Source organism: Glutamicibacter sp. BW77 (genome assembly GCF_002332285.1).
Classification (GTDB): Bacteria; Actinomycetota; Actinomycetes; order Actinomycetales; family Micrococcaceae; genus Glutamicibacter; species Glutamicibacter bergerei.
Genome location: NZ_NRGT01000060.1, coordinates 39,285 through 54,161 on the forward strand (window position 1 = coordinate 39,285; position 14,877 = coordinate 54,161).

Annotated in this window: 19 protein-coding genes; 10 read left to right on the plus strand and 9 right to left on the minus strand. The window is 54.5% G+C overall.

What is annotated here, in order from left to right:
- Positions 1–65 precede the first annotated feature (65 nt).
- Positions 66–314: a ferrous iron transport protein A gene (locus tag CIK74_RS09675; RefSeq protein WP_096256041.1), complete on the minus strand. Its 249-nt coding sequence runs from the start codon at positions 312–314 to the stop codon at positions 66–68.
- Between the two features lie 216 nt (positions 315–530).
- Between CIK74_RS09675 and fdxA the strand changes: the two genes are divergently transcribed.
- The 4 genes from fdxA (at position 531) to CIK74_RS09695 (ending at position 4,106) form a co-directional block, all read left to right on the plus strand.
- On the plus strand, positions 531–854 hold the full coding sequence (gene fdxA, locus CIK74_RS09680) for a ferredoxin (RefSeq protein WP_096255957.1): 324 nt from the start codon (positions 531–533) through the stop codon (positions 852–854).
- Positions 855–866: 12 nt separating this feature from the next.
- Entirely contained in the window at positions 867–1,982 is a 1,116-nt protein-coding gene (dapC, locus tag CIK74_RS09685; protein WP_096255959.1) for a succinyldiaminopimelate transaminase, read from the plus strand.
- Between the two features lie 98 nt (positions 1,983–2,080).
- Positions 2,081–3,361, plus strand: a complete 1,281-nt coding sequence (locus tag CIK74_RS09690) for a citrate synthase (protein ID WP_096255960.1) — start codon at positions 2,081–2,083, stop codon at positions 3,359–3,361.
- Between the two features lie 127 nt (positions 3,362–3,488).
- Positions 3,489–4,106 (plus strand): hypothetical protein, encoded by a 618-nt coding sequence (locus CIK74_RS09695; RefSeq protein ID WP_096255962.1) that lies wholly within the window; start codon positions 3,489–3,491, stop codon positions 4,104–4,106.
- 65 nt (positions 4,107–4,171) lie between these two features.
- Here CIK74_RS09695 and dapD read toward each other — a convergent pair whose 3' ends face one another.
- Positions 4,172–5,128, minus strand: coding sequence for a 2,3,4,5-tetrahydropyridine-2,6-dicarboxylate N-succinyltransferase (gene dapD / locus CIK74_RS09700; protein WP_096255964.1), 957 nt, complete (start codon positions 5,126–5,128; stop codon positions 4,172–4,174).
- A gap of 74 nt (positions 5,129–5,202) precedes the next feature.
- On the opposite strand from dapD, the gene dapE reads away from it, so the two are divergent.
- A complete protein-coding gene (gene dapE, locus CIK74_RS09705) occupies positions 5,203–6,297 on the plus strand; it encodes a succinyl-diaminopimelate desuccinylase (RefSeq protein WP_240520518.1) in 1,095 nt (364 codons plus the stop codon).
- 87 nt (positions 6,298–6,384) lie between these two features.
- Here the strand turns inward: dapE and CIK74_RS09710 are convergent, their stop codons facing one another.
- The 4 genes from CIK74_RS09710 to CIK74_RS09725 form a co-directional block, all read right to left on the minus strand.
- Positions 6,385–7,206 (minus strand): amino acid ABC transporter permease, encoded by an 822-nt coding sequence (locus CIK74_RS09710; RefSeq protein ID WP_096255967.1) that lies wholly within the window; start codon positions 7,204–7,206, stop codon positions 6,385–6,387.
- Positions 7,203–7,883 carry an amino acid ABC transporter permease gene (locus CIK74_RS09715; protein WP_096255969.1) on the minus strand — a complete coding sequence of 227 codons (681 nt, stop codon included), beginning with the start codon at positions 7,881–7,883 and terminating at the stop codon, positions 7,203–7,205. Before CIK74_RS09715 ends, CIK74_RS09710 begins: the two co-directional genes overlap by 4 nt.
- A gap of 100 nt (positions 7,884–7,983) precedes the next feature.
- A complete protein-coding gene (locus tag CIK74_RS09720; RefSeq protein ID WP_096255971.1) occupies positions 7,984–8,814 on the minus strand; it encodes a glutamate ABC transporter substrate-binding protein in 831 nt (276 codons plus the stop codon).
- Between the two features lie 34 nt (positions 8,815–8,848).
- Complete coding sequence (locus CIK74_RS09725; protein WP_205738271.1) at positions 8,849–9,580, minus strand: amino acid ABC transporter ATP-binding protein; 732 nt, start codon at positions 9,578–9,580, stop codon at positions 8,849–8,851.
- Positions 9,581–9,757: 177 nt separating this feature from the next.
- Here CIK74_RS09725 and CIK74_RS09730 point away from each other — a divergent pair, with 177 nt between their 5' ends.
- The 3 genes from CIK74_RS09730 (at position 9,758) to CIK74_RS09740 (ending at position 11,181) form a co-directional block, all read left to right on the plus strand.
- Positions 9,758–10,540, plus strand: coding sequence for a TIGR00730 family Rossman fold protein (locus CIK74_RS09730; RefSeq protein WP_096255975.1), 783 nt, complete (start codon positions 9,758–9,760; stop codon positions 10,538–10,540).
- Between the two features lie 2 nt (positions 10,541–10,542).
- Positions 10,543–10,887 carry a DivIVA domain-containing protein gene (locus CIK74_RS09735; RefSeq protein WP_096255976.1) on the plus strand — a complete coding sequence of 115 codons (345 nt, stop codon included), beginning with the start codon at positions 10,543–10,545 and terminating at the stop codon, positions 10,885–10,887.
- A 126-nt stretch (positions 10,888–11,013) separates the two neighbouring features.
- Positions 11,014–11,181, plus strand: a complete 168-nt coding sequence (locus CIK74_RS09740; protein ID WP_096255978.1) for a DUF3117 domain-containing protein — start codon at positions 11,014–11,016, stop codon at positions 11,179–11,181.
- A gap of 73 nt (positions 11,182–11,254) precedes the next feature.
- Here the strand turns inward: CIK74_RS09740 and CIK74_RS09745 are convergent, their stop codons facing one another.
- Positions 11,255–11,914, minus strand: a complete 660-nt coding sequence (locus CIK74_RS09745) for a class I SAM-dependent methyltransferase (RefSeq protein ID WP_170947826.1) — start codon at positions 11,912–11,914, stop codon at positions 11,255–11,257.
- A 141-nt stretch (positions 11,915–12,055) separates the two neighbouring features.
- Between CIK74_RS09745 and sigE the strand changes: the two genes are divergently transcribed.
- Both sigE and CIK74_RS09755 read left to right on the plus strand, forming a co-directional pair.
- Positions 12,056–12,679 carry an RNA polymerase sigma factor SigE gene (sigE, locus tag CIK74_RS09750; RefSeq protein WP_096255980.1) on the plus strand — a complete coding sequence of 208 codons (624 nt, stop codon included), beginning with the start codon at positions 12,056–12,058 and terminating at the stop codon, positions 12,677–12,679.
- Positions 12,680–12,746: 67 nt separating this feature from the next.
- On the plus strand, positions 12,747–13,139 hold the full coding sequence (locus CIK74_RS09755; RefSeq protein ID WP_096255982.1) for a sec-independent translocase: 393 nt from the start codon (positions 12,747–12,749) through the stop codon (positions 13,137–13,139).
- A gap of 7 nt (positions 13,140–13,146) precedes the next feature.
- Here CIK74_RS09755 and CIK74_RS09760 read toward each other — a convergent pair whose 3' ends face one another.
- Together CIK74_RS09760 and CIK74_RS09765 are read right to left on the minus strand one after the other, a co-directional pair.
- Positions 13,147–14,250, minus strand: a complete 1,104-nt coding sequence (locus CIK74_RS09760) for an Mrp/NBP35 family ATP-binding protein (protein ID WP_096255983.1) — start codon at positions 14,248–14,250, stop codon at positions 13,147–13,149.
- Positions 14,250–14,855, minus strand: a complete 606-nt coding sequence (locus CIK74_RS09765; protein WP_096255985.1) for a DUF1003 domain-containing protein — start codon at positions 14,853–14,855, stop codon at positions 14,250–14,252. The genes CIK74_RS09760 and CIK74_RS09765 overlap by 1 nt, the downstream gene beginning before the upstream one ends.
- Positions 14,856–14,877 lie beyond the last annotated feature (22 nt).

The following is a 14,877-nucleotide window of genomic DNA, read 5'->3' on the forward strand; positions in this document are numbered from 1 at the left end:
ACGCGAAAATCACCTAGTGATTGGTATCTTCAAATCGCAAGTCGTTTTCCGTGCCGTTCAGCGAACTACTTCAGCGTTGGTGGTCGCGAACGTCGTACCGGTGGCGGTGGGACCCGTTTGGCGTGCGTAATAGCCTGGCGGTCAACGTCCAGCGCACCACGTTTGGTATTGATGGATACGGTGTCAGAGGTGACCGCTAGAACCTCTCCGAGGGCATCGCTGCTGATCACGTTTCCGGTCTCCGGGGATGTCTGTGTGAGGCGATAACGCACCACGATGCGGTCACCAGGGCTAAGATCTTCAAATTTGAGCATATTTTCCGTCATCTAAGTGCACAAGAATTCATCTTCGGTAACGTTGAACGAAATGTGAATCGTCGATTACGTCACAGGGTGGGTGTGCGAGATCGCTTGTTTGGGTATCAGGACTAGACTGTAGCTAGAGCTTATTGCGGATTCAACGACCAGAGGTTAAATCCGTGAAACTGAAGTGAAATCTTAGAATTTGCGCTAGGAAAGGTCTCAGTACCCGTGACTTACATCATCGCCCAACCGTGCGTCGACCTTAAAGATAAGGCCTGCGTCGAAGAGTGCCCGGTGGATTGCATTTATGAAGGCGAACGCTCCTTATATATTCACCCCGACGAGTGCGTCGATTGTGGTGCGTGTGAACCGGTCTGCCCTGTCGAAGCGATCTATTACGAAGACGATGTGCCTGATCAGTGGGCCGACTATTACAAGGCAAACGTCGACTTTTTCGACGAACTTGGTTCCCCGGGCGGTGCCGCTAAAATTGGAAATACAGGAACCGATCACCCGTTGATCAGTGCTCTGCCGCCCCAGAATCAAGGCTAGGTTTCCGCATATATGCTTGAGCTCCCCGATTACCCTTGGAACCAGTTAGCGCCATACCGTGAACTGGCGGCCAAGCACCATGATGGTGTGGTCGACCTTTCCATCGGTACTCCAGTTGACGACACACCACAGGTTATCCAAGAAGCTCTCGCCCAGGCTGCAAACTCTCATGGCTACCCGACCACCCATGGGACACCAGAAGTACGTCAAGCCATTGTCGACTGGTATGCACGCCGTCGTCAGGTCACGGGGCTGAGCATCGATGATGTCATGCCAACCGTTGGTTCTAAAGAGATGGTTGCCTGGCTTCCGTTACTTCTTGGCATGGGTCCACAGGACATCCTGGTTCGACCTTCGATCGCTTACCCGACCTATGACATCGGTGCGAAATTAGTCGGAGCAACAGCTATCGCTACCGATGATCTCAATGAGCTCAGCGATGAACAACGTGCGCGGGTCAAACTGGTGTGGGTGAATTCCCCGGGTAACCCCACAGGCAAGGTGCGTGACCTCGAATCTCTTCGCCAACTCGTACACCAAGCACGTGAACTTGGCGCGGTAGTTGCCTCCGATGAGTGTTACGCAGAACTAGGCTGGGACGAATTTGAAGGCGCTGTACCTAGCGTTTTAGATCCGCGTGTCAACGACGGAAATTTGGATAATCTCCTTTCGCTCTACTCGTTGTCTAAGCAGTCAAACCTTGCAGGGTACCGCGCCGCATTTGTTGCCGGTGCGCCCAACCTGATGCCGACTTTGGTTAACAGTCGCAAGCACGCGGGCATGATTGTCCCGGGACCAATTCAGCATGCAATGGTTGTTGCCTTAGGCGATGATGAGCATGTCGTAGCTCAGCGGGAAATTTACCGGGCGCGCCGTGAAATGCTGCGGCCGGCACTTGAAAACTTTGGCTTGACCATCGAAGACTCGGTGGCAGGCTTATACCTGTGGTGCACGGAAGGGCAGTCCAGTTGGCAGACGCTACAGCGTTTGGCTGAACTTGGAATTGTTGCCGGCCCAGGTGCTTTCTACGGAACTGCCGGAGATCTACACGTACGTGTTGCCCTCACCGGTTCCGATGAACGGATAGCCGCAGCAGTTGAGCGGTTAAACTCTTCCGCCAATCGGTGAAGATGACAGTTGAATTAGCGTGAACGGGTCAATTAGCGGTATGTTCTACCGTGACGACTGACCTTTCGGAACTAAAGCCTTTCCGGTTAGGAGATGCAATGACAGATATTAAATCTGCACAGCTACAATTTGGTGATTCCAGCCTAGAGCTACCGGTTATCCCGGCTGCCGAGGGCAATGATGGTTTTAACGTAGCGCCACTTTTGAAGACCACCGGTAACGTAACCTACGACCCGGGCTTCATGAATACCGCGGCCACGAAGTCCGCGATTACCTACATCGACGGCGACGCGGGCATCCTGCGTTACCGCGGTTACCCTATCGAACAGCTTGCCGCGCACTCGAGCTTCACCGAAGTCAGCTACCTGCTGATCAACGGCGAACTGCCTACCGCAGACCAGCTAGAAACCTTCGACGGATCCCTGCGCCGCCACACGCTGCTGCACGAGGAACTCAAGGGCTTCTTCGGCGGATTCCCGCGCGATGCACACCCAATGCCAGTACTTTCTTCGGCCGTTTCGGCCCTGTCGACCTGGTACCAGGATTCCTTGGATCCAAAGGATGACGCACAGGTTGAGCGTTCAACTCTGCGTCTTCTAGCGAAGCTGCCAGTTCTTGCCGCGTACGCGCACAAGAAGTCCATCGGACAGGCACTGCTATACCCAGATAACTCGATGAACATGGTCGAGAACTTCCTGCGCCTGTGCTTCGGTACCGCAGCGGAGCCATACGTTCCGGATCCAGACGTGGTCAAGGCACTTGATCTGCTGCTGATCTTGCACGCAGACCACGAGCAGAACTGCTCGACCTCTACCGTGCGCCTGGTCGGCTCTTCGGAAGCTAACATGTTCGCTTCCGTTTCGGCCGGTATCCACGCACTGTCTGGTCCTGCCCACGGCGGTGCCAACGAGGCAGTGCTGAAGATGCTGCGCGAGATCCAGTCCTCGGGTATTTCTCCAGAAGACTTCATGGAGAAGGTCAAGAACAAGGAAGATGGCGTACGCCTGATGGGCTTCGGCCACCGCGTGTACAAGAACTACGATCCACGCGCAAAGATCATCAAGCAGACCGCTCACGACTTGCTGGCTAAGCAGGGCAAGAATGAGTTGCTTGATATCGCTATGAAGCTAGAAGAGACTGCGCTGAACGATGAGTACTTCATCTCGCGCAAGCTCTACCCGAACGTAGACTTCTACACCGGCCTGATCTACACCGCGATGGGCTTCCCGGAGAAGATGTTCACCGTCCTCTTCGCCATCGGTCGCCTGCCAGGCTGGATTGCCCAGTGGCGCGAAATGATCAAGGATCCAGAACTCAAGATTGGCCGCCCTCGTCAGTTGTACATGGGCGAGACCGAGCGTAACTACCCGGGCGTCTAAGCCCAAAAATAGTTCGCACAACTGGTTCAAAAACGGCCGGGCAAGCACTAAGGTGTTTGCCCGGCCGTTTCTAGTTTTAACACCGATTATCGGCGTATCCTAGGGAACAGAGCACATTGTTGCTTGGATGAGTCAGGTGGTGCGCGTGTATTATCGTCGTGGCAATAATTGGTCTTTGTCCATAAATACCAATCCAAATATGCTGTTGGCCCTCTACCTTCGCGACTTGGGTGGAATAGATCCTTCGGAAGTGGGGCCAAACTCCGCTCTGGCCCCAGCAGTGAAAGCCCGTGGGCAACGCCAGGTGGCTCCGGGGCAAATTAAACAAGAATGGTCCTCGTGGTGGGATTCGCTGATTACCCGCGAACCAACCACTGACACCGATCCAATGGATTTGCTCGCTGCCCTAGGCGACGGCTGTTATCCGGAGCTAGCTAAGTTGGCCCATGCTCACTATGGTCAAGCAACGATGTTCGCCCATCAGCATCGTGAGAATTTTAGTGAACAGTCGAAGGATTATATTCCTGCGCGCATGGATGAGGTTGAAAGAATCCTTATCGATCACGGGGTAGAGCACGCCCAAGATGTGAAAGAAACTCAAATTCATGTCATAGACATTCCACTGACTGAGCCGCGTGCATGGCTCATTGGGGGAGCGACGATCGTTGCCAGCACGTCATTATTGCGTGACGGGCGGGCTTTCCATGGATATATTCAGCCGATGGTGACCATCATCTTTCCCTGAAGCCTCTATATAAACGGCGAGGGGCACACCGTGGTGTGCCCCTCGCCGTTGAGTACCGCTAAAAATTAGTTAGCGTGCAATGCACTGTTTAGTTCCACACGCTGACCGGCACGTGGCAAAACTTCGACCGCTCCGCTGATCGAGTTACGACGGAAGAGCAGATTAGGAACTCCGGACAGTTCCAGTGCCTTCACGCTCTTGCCCTCAAGCTGCACTCGCGTTCCAGCGGTGACATAAAGCCCGGCTTCAACCACACAATCATCACCAATGGAAATACCTACGCCGGCATTGGCACCAAGCAGAACTCGCTCGCCAATAGTGATGCGTTCTTTGCCGCCACCGGAGAGCGTGCCCATGATGGAAGCGCCGCCACCGACATCCGAACCGTTACCGACAACAACCGATGCGGAAATACGTCCTTCGACCATTGAGGTGCCTAAGGTACCAGCATTAAAGTTGACGAAACCCTCGTGCATCACGGTGGTGCCTTCGGCCAGATGCGCTCCTAGTCGCACACGATCCGCGTCGGCGATGCGTACACCCGAAGGCAGGACGTAATCGACCATGCGCGGGAACTTATCTACGCCGTACACGTCCACGTTGCCACGTGTGCGCATTTTTAGACGCGTCATTTCGAATCCAGCTACCTGGCATGGTCCGAAGTTTGTCCACACCACATTTGCTAGGTGGCCGAAGATCCCGTCAAGATTGATGGTATTCGGGGCCACCAAACGGTGGGAGAGAAGGTGCAAACGTAGCCATACATCTGCGGTATCTGCCGGTGCCACATCTAGATCGATGGTTAGCGATATGACCTTCTGAGTGGTTCCACGTTGTGCGTCGTCGATTGCTGCTGCAGCTAATTCACCGGACAGCTCGGGGGCTTCAGAAAGCACTCCGAGTACGGGAGCTGGGTACCAGACGTCTAAAACCGTGCCGTCAGTTGCGATAGTTGCTAGCCCGTGGGCGGAAGCCAAACGTACCGATGTGTCAAAAGGTGCTGCTGCGGGTTCAAAAGTCATTCTCTGATCGTAGCGTTTACACTGCGAGTAATGTTGATAAATGACAGCGGAACGAAATCAAAAAGTAACGAATGATGGGTATTGTGAGCGAACTTAATCTTCGAGAAGACGTTGCCAAGCTAACCGAACGAATCATGAACATTGAATCGGTTTCAGGGAATGAAAAAGCCCTCGCAGATCAGGTTTATGAGACGCTACGCGGTCTTAGCCATCTGGAGGTGCACCGGGATGGGGATTCCATCGTGGCACGTACCAATTTGGGCCGTGCACAACGTGTGGTCTTAGCCGGGCATTTGGACACCGTTCCATTACCGCACGTGGCCGGGGCACGCGGGACAGTGCCGGCCACGGTCACCGACGGAGTTCTTTACGGGCGTGGGGCGACCGATATGAAAGGTGGCGTCGCGGTGCAGTTAGCGCTGGCGGCCGAACTGACTGGCCCTCGTTTTGATGTCACGTACATTTTTTATGACCATGAAGAAGTTGCCGCAGAAAAATCCGGGCTGGGAAGGTTGGCACGCAATTCCCCGCAGCTATTGCAAGCAGACTTTGCGATCCTCCTTGAACCAACCAACGGAACGGTTGAAGGTGGCTGCAATGGAACGAGCCGCTTCTTGGTGCGAACTACTGGCACTGCAGCTCACTCGGCACGCGCGTGGATGGGGGAGAACGCGATCCATAAAGCAGCGCCGATTCTTGTTCGATTGGCTTCTTATGAGCCCGCCACCGTGGACGTGGAGGGGCTTGCCTACCGAGAGTCGATGAACGCGGTACGGATTAGTGGGGGAGTAGCGGGCAACGTGATTCCTGATTATTGTGAAGTTGAGGTCAACTACCGGTTCGCCCCCGATAAGAACCTGTCGGATGCGGAAGCCGCTGTGCGGTCCCTCTTTGAGGGCTTTGACGTAGAACGCACCGATGGGGCCGAGGGAGCCCGTCCGGGCCTTGACCAGCCCATTGCGGCCTCCCTGGTCCAGATTCTTGGGCAAGAGCCCAAGCCAAAATACGGTTGGACCGACGTCTCGCGATTCTCCGCCTTAGGGATCTCGGCGGTGAACTTCGGTCCAGGGGACGCATTATTGGCGCACACCGATGACGAGCATGTTAGCCAGCAAGCTATCCGTGATTGCCTGAACACTTTGCGACTCTGGCTGACCGAAGCCAACTAAACCCTAAGCAAACGAGATTAAACTAAAATCGGCTGGTGACTGCCCCAAGGGGCGGCCACCAGCCGATTTGTTGTTACCTGCAGTTCCCTAGGCAATGCCTCGGGAGCTAAGTCGACCTGAAACATAAGAGGCCAGCTTAGACAGTGCAAAGTTGAGAATAATGAAGATTGCCGCAGCAATCACCAACGACTGGAAGGTGTTCGAGTTACCGGTACCCACCAGCTTGCTCATGAAGAGCAGCTCGTTGAAGTTGATGATGTAACCCAACGCTGAGTCCTTCAAGATCACAATGAACTGGCTGATCAATGCCGGAAGCATTGCAGTCAGAGCCTGTGGAATCTCAATGAAGCTCAGCGACTGCGTACGAGTCAGGCCGATAGCAATACCTGCTTCGCGCTGCCCCTTAGGCAAACCATGAACACCCGAACGAATCAGCTCAGCCACAACCGAACCGTTATACAGGGTCAAACCAATAACCACCGCGAAGAACGGCGAATCCGCCGGCTGAACCCAGCCAGAATTGGCGAGCATGATCCACAAGAACAGCATCATCAGCAAGACCGGGACCGCACGGAAGAACTCAACGACGATCGTACTGATCCAGTTGAGGAACTTGTTATGTGAGAGCCGTCCCATGCCGAAAATAAAACCGAAAATCAGCGAGGTAACGATCGAAATCGCTGCCGACTGAAGTGTCTTGATCAACCCAGGCAGGATGAAATTAGTCCATACCGATCCAGTGGCAAAAACATTCCACTTTTCTGGGGTCAATTGACCAGCACCATACAACCCGTAGATCAGGTAGGCGATGAGGCCTAAGAAGATCAACGCGCCGACAATGTTCAGAAGTAAGATGCGACGTTTGGCTTTAGGCCCTGGCGCATCGAAGAGAACTGACTGAGTGCTCATCGCGCGACCGCCAACTTCTTAGAGAGCCAGGTAACTAGCAAACCGATGGGAACCACGATGATCACGAACATCAAAGCCACCGTGAGGAAGATCAGGAAGCCCTGATCCGCACGGTACTCGATCATCGTTTTCATCAGACCCGAGATTTCGGCGACGGATCCAGCCAATGCCACGGTGGTGTTCTTGATCAATGCGATCAGCACGTTGCCCATCGGGACGATGGCACCGCGGAACGCCTGTGGCAGGATCACCAGCTGAGCTGCCGGAAGGAAGCTCAGACCGATAGCGCGGGCGGCTTCGGCTTGGCCTAATGGCACGGTGTTAACGCCCGAGCGAATTGCTTCGCAGAAGAACGCGGCGTGATAAATGCTCAACCCGATGATGGCAATCTGGAAGAAGTTCAGATTGAAGTCGCTGCTGATTTGCAGTTTGAATACGCCGAAGAGCACCAAGACACCGAATGCCATGATGATCGTCAGCGGGGTATTACGGAAGATATTGACATAGGCGGTACCAAAGGCACGCAGGCTGGGGATCGGGCTGATGCGCATAATGGCAAGCAGCGTACCCAGTACTAGCGAGATCAGGAACGCCCAAAAGGTGAGCTGCAGGTTAGCCCAGAAGGACTCCATAATGCGCGCACCATATTCATCCCAAAGACTTAAGTAGCCTTCCACGGCTTGTTCTCCTTGGTAGAAGGTATGGGTCTAAACCATTGGTGCCGCGCCTGGCCTTGGCCAGCACGCGGCACCTGGTCATGAAATGACTGCCTTAGCTTTATGCGCAGGCTTCAAATTCCTTAGGTGGGTTCAGATCCGATGGAACGTATCCGGTACCCTCGGTGTTCATGTCCAACGACTTCTTCCAATCACCGGAATCGATCATCTTCTGGATAGCGGTGTTGATGTCAGCACACTTCTCGCTGGTCTTGTTCAGACCCACACCGTAAGGCTCCTCGGAGAATGGCTTGCCAACAACCTTGAACTTGCCCTTGTTGGCCTCGGTAGCTGCCAGACCAGCAAGGATGATGTCATCGGTGGTGATCGCGTCAACGCCGCCGGTCTCCAACAGACCCAAGCAGTCTGCGTAACCCTGCTGCTCGACCAGATTCACGCCAGTGATGTCTTTCTTGACGTTCTCAGCCGAAGTTGAGCCGGTGACCGAGCACAGGTTCTTTCCGTCAAGTGAATCCTTGCCGGTGATCGAGCTTTCATCGGCGCGAACCAACAGGTCCTGGCCAGCGATGAAGTATGGTCCTACGAAGCCGACACGTTTCTTGCGGGAATCGTTGATGGTGTAGGTCGCGAAGATCATGTCAACCTGGTTGGTTTCCAACAGGGTCTCGCGGTTTGCCGAAGGAGCCGAAACGAATTCGATCTTGTCTTCGGAGTAACCCAATTCATTGGCGACGTACTTGGCGACATCAACGTCGAAACCGGTGTACTTGTCGCCATCCTTGAAGCCCAGACCTGGCTGGTCAAATTTAATGCCAATGCGGACCTTGTCGCCAGCCTCGTCACTACCGGCGTCAGAGCCGCCACATGAGGTGAGAGCCAACGCAGCGACGGCTGCCATTGCGGCGATTGCGCCTAAACGATTCTTACGCATGATTCCTCCTGAATACAGAATGCGGTGATGGAATTTAGTGGTTGGTAATGAGCTTGCCCAAGAAATCCTTGGCGCGCGCACTTTTCGGGTTGGTGAAGAACTCATCTGGAGTGGCCTGCTCGACGATCTGGCCGTCGGCCATGAAGATCACGCGGTCGGCAGCCTTGCGAGCGAAGCCCATCTCGTGGGTCACCACCAGCATGGTCATGCCTTCCTTGGCTAGGCCAACCATGGTGTCGAGCACCTCGTTGATCATTTCCGGGTCCAGCGCACTGGTCGGCTCGTCAAAAAGCATGACCTTCGGACGCATTGCCAGCGCACGAGCAATAGCCACACGCTGCTGCTGACCGCCGGACAGCTGAGCAGGAAGTTTGCCAGCCTGGTTGGCGACGCCAACACGTTCCAGCAGCTTCATCGCAACCTTGTCAGCCTCAGATTTTTTCATTCCCTTGACCTTGATTGGGCCAAGAGTGACGTTCTCCATAATGGTCTTGTGTGCGAAGAGGTTGAAGGATTGGAAGACCATTCCTACATCGGCGCGCAACATTGCTAGCGCCTTACCTTCTTCGGGCAACACCTTGCCATCAATGGTGATGGTTCCATCATCGATTGTTTCCAGCCGATTAATGGCTCGACATAGCGTCGACTTACCCGAACCGGATGGTCCGAGGATGACGACGACTTCGCCCTTGGTGACCTGAAGGTTGATGTCGTTCAGAACATGTAGTGCCCCATAATGCTTGTTGACCCCACGCAGTTCTACGATAGGGCCGTCAGAAGAAGCTTGAGCCTGATGATCGCTTTTCATAATCTAGACATTACTTCATGTGACACACAAAATGCGAGGTCACGACTACGTCACAAAAAGTTGTTATCAAACTGTTCTTTAAACGTGCGTCTGCAGATGGGCCAGATGTCGGGTCGTTACAGATAGAGTGAGGTCATGGACCATAAGCGGAAGAGTGAAGAAAATGCACAGGCGGGGCGCAAGGTCCACGTTGAAGCAAGTTGGCCGAATAAACAGCCTGACGAGCAACTGGACCGCTACCTGTTGGAGAGCCCGCAAGAAGATGTGACGCATAGTGATGTCTGGCGCGTTCTACGTATCCAATCCGAATTTGTTTCAGGTTTTGGCTCGCTGGCCGGGCTTGGGCCGGCGGTGTCCGTCTTCGGATCGGCACGCACCGAGCCCGAAAGCATCTACTACAAGCAGGCTTACCATGTCGGACAACGACTGGCACAAGCAGGTGCCATCACCATCACCGGCGGTGGACCCGGGACGATGGAAGCTGCCAATAAAGGTGCCAGCGAAGCTGGTGGAACTTCCGTAGGGCTGGGCATTGAATTGCCTTTTGAGACCGGCCTGAACTCTTGGGTCAATCGAGGCATCAACTTCCGGTACTTCTTTGTGCGCAAAACAATGTTCGTTAAGTACTCGCAGGGCTTTATTGTCCTGCCCGGTGGTTTCGGAACTTTGGATGAACTTTTCGAAGCATTGACACTGGTTCAAACGCAGAAAATTACTGGGTTCCCCATCGTTCTAGTTGGCACCGAATACTGGGGTGGCCTCGTGGGGTGGCTTACCGACGTAGTCGCTAAAGAGCGCACCATTTCGCCCAAAGATTTAGATCTATTCCACCTCACCGACGATCCTGATGAGGCAGTAGACATTGTGTTGCGTAACATGGTTAAGGACAAAGAAAAGAAGTCAGCGAGCCGGAGTTAGTTATGCCATTTTTTCTCATTGCACTAGCGATCTTGTGCGTTGGCGGCGTGGCCTTGCTGATTTCTAGTCAGCGAAAGTCCACTCCGGCAGGTCGTCACTTTGAATCAATCGATGAACCTATCGTTGGGCTAGTAGAGCATGAGGCATCTTTGCCTCCGGTGTTGTTACCGGAGCATCCGCGAGCCAACGATATAAACGCGGTGAAGTTTTCTCTCGGGTTTCGGGGCTATCGCTGTGATCAGGTCGATGACACCTTGGATGTCCTCTCAGCCGAGATTTCCCGGCTCGAAAATACAATTCGTGACATGGAGTCACGGCGTGTGATTAGCGACACGACGCAAAATTAGCAATAATAGAAGATAAGTGTCCCTTATCAGCGACGAATCATCGCAGAAGGTGGACTTAGACATTGGGTTGTGCGCAAAGCAAATACATGTTGCGCGCGTTAGCCACGGACGAAGGGAACAGCTCATATGGCTGCGATGAAGCCACGTACCGGTGACGGGCCGATGGAAGTAACTAAAGAGGGCCGAAGCCTCATCTTACGGTTGCCAATCGATGGCGGCGGGCGTCTAGTAGTGGAGCTGAATAGTGCAGAAGCTGCAGAACTGCGTAACTGTCTAGTTGGGGTCACTGAATAAAACTTAAATAGCTAAGGACCGGTTCGAGGACCGGTCCTTAGCTATTTCCCGTTAACGGGTTTTGGTATTTTGCCTACCGCGCTTTTTGCCCGGCAATCACCGTAGCGACGAATAAGCCTTGTTCGCTCGGGAAAAGATGAGTTTGGAGCTTCGGATCTTCGCGAAGCAAACGAAGTGCGTCGCGGGTAGCGACGGTCGAGGCGCGCCTTACCGCTGGGCGAGCCAATCGGTGCTCGTCAAAAGCATTGTTCAAGATAATAACGCCACCAGCACCCACCAGGCGCTTAGCTTCGGCCACATAGTCCAAGAGGTTTTCGGCACTAGCGTCGATGAGCACCAAATCGTATGCGTGGTCAGCGAGTCTGGAGAGCACGTTCTCAGCGCGTTCGTTGATGATGCGTACGCGTGCTGAGAGGATGCCTGCATCGCGCAAGCCCTGGCGCATCGCATTAGCATGTTCCAAGTCAGATTCGATGGCTGTCAGCGTCCCGGTGGCGCCCATGGCTTCAAGCATGGCCATCGAGGCTACACCGACACCCGAACCGATCTCCACGATGCTGTGTGGGGCGCGCAGCGTGCATAACAATGTGAGCATGGACCGACCTGCCGGGTCGATGCAGCCAACTCCAAGATCCGCAGCACGTTCGCGGGCCGCGAGCACATGATCGCGCTCAAGAAGCTGGTTCTGGCTGTAGCCCCAGCTAGCGAGGAGTTCGGGATTCATCGATGGCATGAGTGTGTGGTCCTTGTAGGTTGAGTGTAGATTGCTCCGGGAACCATCGTACCCACCTTGGGGGTGCATGTTGGCCGAATTGCTGGCCTGCGCGCAGGGGATTCTTAGCTTCAGCTCAGCTTCCCGGGTGACACTAGAAGAGTGAATACGCTTAGAAGTCAGCTCAGCGCCTCCGCCGATGGTCCCGAAACCGAAACCCCTTCATGGGATGCGATGGTCTTAGACCATGGTCAGCAGGTCTTTCGTTTGGCCTACCGTTTGACCGGTAATCGTCAGGACGCCGAAGACCTTTCACAAGAAGCATTTGTTCGCGCGTTTAATGCGCTTGAAAAATACACTCCCGGCACCATGGGTGGATGGTTGCATCGCATCACCACCAATTTGTTTTTAGATCAGGCACGCCGCAAGTCTAAAATTCGTTTTGACCGTTTTGCCGAAGGCGCCGAAGACCGTTTCCCTAGTAGCGCGGTCACCCCCGAGCGGGACTTTGAATTTAATAACTTAGACGTGGACGTAGCCAGAGCGCTCAAGGCACTCGCCCCAGATTTCCGCGCAGCGATCGTGTTGTGCGATATGGAGGGCTTCTCCTACGAAGAAGTCTCCCAAATTCTCAACGTTAAATTAGGCACCGTACGCTCACGAATTCACCGAGGCCGAGCAATGTTGCGTGACGCTCTAGCGCACCGTAACCCGGCAAACCCTGTCCCGCTGACGGTGAGCCTGCCGCGCATCCCACTAGGTTTGCGCACCGCACAGCAGGGCTAAACCATAAGTCACCAGCCATGGCGCGGTGATTTCGACCATTTGAAGCCGACAAGGTAATCTTTCATACGTGGAGTTATTTGGAATTAATGGCGGAGAATTCATCATTCTCGCCGTACTCGCAGTAGTCATCTTGGGTCCCGAGAAGCTTCCCGAGTATGCCAAAAAACTGGCCAATCTTGTCAAGGAACTTCGTAGGATGGCCAACGGTGCCAAAGAGCAGCTGCGTGAAGAAGTCGGCGATGAGGTTGCCGATATAGATTGGCGCAAACTGGACCCGCGGCAATACGACCCACGACGCATTATCAAAGAAGCGCTTATCGATGAATTTGATGACGCAGTCAGCGCAGCCAAGGGATCCCCGGCGGTGCAAGCAGCTCCGGTACGCACGGCAATAGCTACACAAAAACAGCAGCCGTTGGCTAACAATGAGCCAGCTCCCTTTGATACCGAAGCAACCTAGAGATTTATTAGAACGACATTGGCAGCGATCGCCCGGCAAGTCCGCGTGGTCGCTGTCCTAGTTTAATTGCCAGCTCGCGTAAAGATTGAGCCACCGGAGATTCAGGGGTGCTTAGTACCACCGGGACACCTTGATCGGAACCTACTCGGACCGCCTCTTCCAGTGGCAACTGCGCCAGCAGTGGAACCGAATACTGCAGTTGGCTGCTCAACGACTCGCTGAGTCGTTGACCGCCGCCGGTACCAAAAATTTCCATCTTGCTTCCATCGGGCAGGCTGAGATAGCTCATATTCTCCACCACGCCAATGACCTTTTGTTTGGTCTGCAAGGCGATAGTCCCGGCGCGCTCGGCCACCTGGGTGGCAGTGGATTGCGGGGTGGTGATGACCAGCAATTCACTATTGGGTAAGAGCTGGGATACGGAGATCGCCATGTCTCCGGTGCCCGGGGGCAAATCCAAAAGTAGTACGTCCAGATCACCAAAGTACACATCGGTGAGGAACTGCTCTAACGCGCGGTGCAGCATCGGGCCGCGCCAAATCACCGGCTGGTTTGAATCTAAGAACATGCCGATAGAAATGACCTTCACCCCGTGCGCCACCGGAGGCAAGATCATCTCATCAACACGAGTTGGTGGCTGGGTGATGCCCATCAGCGATGGAATCGAAAAGCCGTGCACGTCCGCGTCGATCAATCCTACATTGAGCCCATTCGCCGCCATGGCTGCGGCCAGGTTCGCGGTGACAGAGGACTTGCCTACCCCGCCTTTGCCACTGGCCACTGCGATGATTCGGGTCAGCGAGTCTGGATCGGAGAAGACCGTGCGTTTGGCCTTGAGTCGATCGCGCAGCTCGGCACGCTGGTGCGGATCCATCACACCTAAAGTGACTTCGACCTGTTGCACCCCGGCTACCGCTGCGACCGCCGTAGTGACGTCGGATTCGATGGTTGAGCGCATCGGGCACCCGGCAATCGTCAGCAAAACTTTGACCTGGGCGGTGCCATCATTCAACTGCGCAGATTCAACCATGCCCAGTTCTGTGATGGGCCGACGCAGCTCGGGGTCGATGACGGTATCAAGTGCACGGCGTAAAGCCGCCGAATCAGTCACTAGTTATTGCCCTTCCGATGCTGGGAACGGCTTGAATCAACGGTGTCGATCAGACCGGTATTAGGTGAGCTGTGCTTATTTTTCCGTTTGGCACGCAGATGCAGCTCTTCGCCGTCCGCGGTTTCCAAGAGTTCTTCGAGCACATTACGCAGCTCCGAACGTACGTAGTCACGGGTGGCAACATCACGCATGGCCAAACGCAGCGACGCCAGTTCCCGGGTCAGGTACTCGGTGTCGTAGAGGTTTCGTTCCGCGCGGTTGCGGTCTTCACTGACCGAGACCCGGTCACGGTCATCCTGACGGTTTTGTGCAAGCAACAGCAGCGGGGCCGCGTAAGAGGCCTGCAAGGAGAGCATCAAGGTCAACGCGGTAAACCCTATCGCCGCGTCGTCAAAGCGCCATGCCTCGGGGGCCGCGGTATTCCAGACCAGCCAGAAGGCACAAAAGATCGTCATATAGAACAGGAATTGCGGGGTGCCCATGAAGCGGGCGAACTTCTCCGTCGCGGAACCAAACATGTCTGGATCCGGATTGAACTTCGGCCAGAAACGACTCCGTGCCGAAAGAGGAGTATCCAGTCCGTTGCTCTTGCGCTGTTCGGCCATGGGGTGAACTCCTTTACTACCG

What these genes read in the sequence shown, in the direction of transcription:
- CIK74_RS09675 (WP_096256041.1), bottom strand. Translation starts at nt 314, where the DNA reads ATGCTCAAATTTGAAGATCTTAGCCCTGGTGACCGCATCGTGGTGCGT.
- dapC (WP_096255959.1), top strand. Translation starts at nt 867, where the DNA reads ATGCTTGAGCTCCCCGATTACCCTTGGAACCAGTTAGCGCCATACCGT.
- CIK74_RS09690 (WP_096255960.1), top strand. Translation starts at nt 2,081, where the DNA reads ATGACAGATATTAAATCTGCACAGCTACAATTTGGTGATTCCAGCCTA.
- CIK74_RS09695 (WP_096255962.1), top strand. Translation starts at nt 3,489, where the DNA reads ATGAGTCAGGTGGTGCGCGTGTATTATCGTCGTGGCAATAATTGGTCT.
- dapD (WP_096255964.1), bottom strand. Translation starts at nt 5,128, where the DNA reads ATGACTTTTGAACCCGCAGCAGCACCTTTTGACACATCGGTACGTTTG.
- dapE (WP_240520518.1), top strand. Translation starts at nt 5,203, where the DNA reads ATGGGTATTGTGAGCGAACTTAATCTTCGAGAAGACGTTGCCAAGCTA.
- CIK74_RS09710 (WP_096255967.1), bottom strand. Translation starts at nt 7,206, where the DNA reads ATGAGCACTCAGTCAGTTCTCTTCGATGCGCCAGGGCCTAAAGCCAAA.
- CIK74_RS09720 (WP_096255971.1), bottom strand. Translation starts at nt 8,814, where the DNA reads ATGCGTAAGAATCGTTTAGGCGCAATCGCCGCAATGGCAGCCGTCGCT.
- CIK74_RS09730 (WP_096255975.1), top strand. Translation starts at nt 9,758, where the DNA reads ATGGACCATAAGCGGAAGAGTGAAGAAAATGCACAGGCGGGGCGCAAG.
- CIK74_RS09735 (WP_096255976.1), top strand. Translation starts at nt 10,543, where the DNA reads ATGCCATTTTTTCTCATTGCACTAGCGATCTTGTGCGTTGGCGGCGTG.
- CIK74_RS09740 (WP_096255978.1), top strand. Translation starts at nt 11,014, where the DNA reads ATGGCTGCGATGAAGCCACGTACCGGTGACGGGCCGATGGAAGTAACT.
- CIK74_RS09745 (WP_170947826.1), bottom strand. Translation starts at nt 11,914, where the DNA reads ATGCCATCGATGAATCCCGAACTCCTCGCTAGCTGGGGCTACAGCCAG.
- CIK74_RS09765 (WP_096255985.1), bottom strand. Translation starts at nt 14,855, where the DNA reads ATGGCCGAACAGCGCAAGAGCAACGGACTGGATACTCCTCTTTCGGCA.